This is a genomic window from Bradyrhizobium sp. 31Argb, from assembly GCF_043638955.1.
Classification (GTDB): Bacteria; Pseudomonadota; Alphaproteobacteria; order Rhizobiales; family Xanthobacteraceae; genus Bradyrhizobium.
This window is the reverse complement of record NZ_JBEGDB010000512.1, coordinates 1-2,437: the sequence shown is the minus strand read 5'-3', so window position 1 is coordinate 2,437 and position 2,437 is coordinate 1. Positions and strand designations below refer to the sequence as shown.

The following is a 2,437-nucleotide window of genomic DNA, read 5'->3' as shown; positions in this document are numbered from 1 at the left end:
TGCGTCCACGATCTTCGAATCATGGTTGCCCATGGATTCAGAATCCTCAGTCAATTACAACTGTAATGCTAGCCGCCTACGCGTGCGATCGCGTGCTGCGCGTCCTCACCCAGGCGCCGAGCGTGATGACGAGCGAGATCGCCGCGACGCTTCCCGCGATCAGTTCGATGGCGCGCAGCACGAAAGCGGTCTGGACCGACAACAGCGATTGCGGCTCCTCGGCAAAGCCGATCGGCACGATGTCGGGCACAAGGAGCCGCTCGGCACCGAAGGCAATCGCGAACAGGGCCAGCGACAGCAAGAAGATCTTCCAGCCTGCGTTCATGGCTTCGCTCCCGTTCCACCATCACATCGTGACGATGCCATGGAGCGCGATTGCATCATTGATGTTGATCAATCCGCTCGCGGAATTGAAGCGGTCGCCAAACGCCGCTAAGAACGCGCGGGCGCAATTTCATTCGGAGTGCAGCAGTGGCCGATGATGCTTCCAGCCGGCGCGGAGCAGCGGGCGCACAGGGCCCACGCGGCCGGCCCGGCGAACAGGGACGGCCGGGACCGCAGGGACATCCCGGCCGGCGCGGCCCCGACGGGGCGCGCGGCAAGCCCGGCCCGCAAGGCAAGCCGGGAGCGCAGGGCAAGCCTGGTGCGCAAGGTAAGCGGGGCGAACCGGGCCCGCAGGGTGCGCCCGGTTCGCATGGTCCCGCCGGGCCGCAGGGTCCGGCCGGTCCGCGCGGCGAGCCGGGCCCGCCCGGGCAACTGCCTTCGATCGAACAGGTGATGCCGTGGCTGCACATGATCTTCGACGCCTGGGAAGACTATCGCCGCCAGCGCGAGCAGGAGGCGGCCGAGCGCGAAGCATTGGCTGCGGCCGTGGCCGAGCAACCCGCTGACCTCGACGATCCCGGTGAAGACGAGGATCACAAGGACAAGAAAAAGAAGAAGCACAAGGACAAGAAATAGGCCGCCAGCCGGCGCGGCTCACCCGAACCGCAGCCGCGAGCGCTCCTTTGCCTTCTCCGCCTCCACTTCGCGGTCGCGCGCCGGTGCCGTGGTGTGTAGCGAAACGAGAAGCCGGTGCGCGGCGTCCGAGACCTCGGCGACCGCGCGATCGAAGGCAGCTTCATTGGCCTGCGACGGCTTGTTGAAACCGGACAGTTTGCGCACGAATTGCAGTGCGGAAGCGTGGATCTCGTCCTCGGTCGCGGGCGGCTCGAAATTGAACAGCGTCTTGATGTTGCGGCACATGCTTTACTCCTGTCACCGGCGGCCCGGGTCCGTTGCCTTAGCCCAAGGACGATTGGTCCATGGAAATTCCGACATCATCGCCTATTCTGTCATGAAAGCGCCGGTGGCTTCACCCCTCCCGGCCGCAACGCAAAGCGAGTTCCCGATGAGCCATGTGATCTACAAGATCGTCGAACATGACGGCGGATGGGCCTACACCGTGGACGGCGTGTTCTCCGAACCGTTCGCGACCCATGCCGCTGCGCTGGCCGCCGCCCGACGTGTGGCGGCCGAGCAGCGGGTGCCCGGCCGCACCGAGGCGATCGAGTATGAAACCCCTGACGGACAATGGCACACCGAGACCGCCGCCGGCAGCGACCGCCCCGAGACGGATGTCGAGGATCGCGGCTGAGGCTGAGCATGCCTCTTTCAGCGCGGGATGACGGCGGAATTTCGCGATGATACGCTTGTCGCAAATACGACATCCGGAGATCGCCCGTGACCGACCTTGCCGCTGCCGACCTCGCCTCGATCTATCAAAAGCCGACTGCGCGCGTGATCGCGAAGGCGCGGCCAGAGATCGATGTGCATGCGAGGAAGTTCATCGGCATGTCGCCGTTCTGCGTGCTGGCGACCTCCGGCTCCGACGGCAGCGTCGATGCGTCCCCGCGCGGCGGCAATCCGGGCTTCGTCAGCGTCGCCTCGCCGAACCTGTTGTTGATGCCGGACCGCTCCGGCAACAACCGCATCGACAGCTTCCGGAACATCGTCGAGGGTTCGGGCTTTCTGCAGCTCATCTTCTTCGTGCCGGGGATCGACGAGACATTGCGCGTCGGCGGCAAGGGACGTCTCTCGTCCGATCCGGAGCTCCTGGCTTCGATGGTGGAATTCGGCAAGCCGCCGCGCGCGGTGCTGCGCGTCGACGTCGCGGAAGCCTATTTCCACTGCGGCAAGGCCTTGATGCGCTCGAAACTGTGGTCGGCGGACAGACGCGTCGAGCGCAAGGTATTCCCGAGCATCAGCGAAGTGATCCACGACCAGACCACGCTCGGCGAGCCGGAGAGCCAGGCGGTGGTGGAAGAGCGCTACAAGACGCAGCTCTGACGGCTGGCACGGGTAATCACCCTCCCCTTTCAGGTAGGGGAATCGCATATGGCCTTAGGCCGTGTGGACAGTTACCTTATCCAGAGCAGAGTGGCGGCAATGGCGACGA

5 protein-coding genes are annotated in these 2,437 nt (G+C 65.0%); 3 read left to right on the top strand and 2 right to left on the bottom strand.

The window, feature by feature from the left end; all coding sequences use genetic code 11:
* Positions 1-76: 76 nt before the first annotated feature.
* The gene (locus AAFX91_RS40800) at positions 77-325 is read right to left on the bottom strand and encodes a hypothetical protein (RefSeq protein WP_130584244.1); all 249 of its coding nucleotides are present in this window, start codon (positions 323-325) and stop codon (positions 77-79) included.
* A 146-nt stretch (positions 326-471) separates the two neighbouring features.
* Between AAFX91_RS40800 and AAFX91_RS40795 the strand changes: the two genes are divergently transcribed.
* Entirely contained in the window at positions 472-960 is a 489-nt protein-coding gene (locus tag AAFX91_RS40795; RefSeq protein ID WP_394570255.1) for a collagen-like protein, read from the top strand.
* Positions 961-978: 18 nt separating this feature from the next.
* Here the strand turns inward: AAFX91_RS40795 and AAFX91_RS40790 are convergent, their stop codons facing one another.
* The gene (locus AAFX91_RS40790; RefSeq protein ID WP_130582519.1) at positions 979-1,245 is read right to left on the bottom strand and encodes a DUF2277 domain-containing protein; all 267 of its coding nucleotides are present in this window, start codon (positions 1,243-1,245) and stop codon (positions 979-981) included.
* A gap of 145 nt (positions 1,246-1,390) precedes the next feature.
* Between AAFX91_RS40790 and AAFX91_RS40785 the strand changes: the two genes are divergently transcribed.
* Together AAFX91_RS40785 and AAFX91_RS40780 are read left to right on the top strand one after the other, a co-directional pair.
* Positions 1,391-1,636, top strand: coding sequence for a DUF2188 domain-containing protein (locus AAFX91_RS40785; protein ID WP_130582521.1), 246 nt, complete (start codon positions 1,391-1,393; stop codon positions 1,634-1,636).
* Positions 1,637-1,722: 86 nt separating this feature from the next.
* Entirely contained in the window at positions 1,723-2,328 is a 606-nt protein-coding gene (locus AAFX91_RS40780; RefSeq protein WP_394570254.1) for an MSMEG_1061 family FMN-dependent PPOX-type flavoprotein, read from the top strand.
* The last annotated feature ends 109 nt before the right edge of the window (positions 2,329-2,437 follow it).

Coding starts and splice junctions, on each gene's coding strand:
- AAFX91_RS40785 (WP_130582521.1), top strand. CDS start 1,391: ATGAGCCATGTGATCTACAAGATCGTCGAACATGACGGCGGATGGGCC.
- AAFX91_RS40800 (WP_130584244.1), bottom strand. CDS start 325: ATGAACGCAGGCTGGAAGATCTTCTTGCTGTCGCTGGCCCTGTTCGCG.
- AAFX91_RS40790 (WP_130582519.1), bottom strand. CDS start 1,245: ATGTGCCGCAACATCAAGACGCTGTTCAATTTCGAGCCGCCCGCGACC.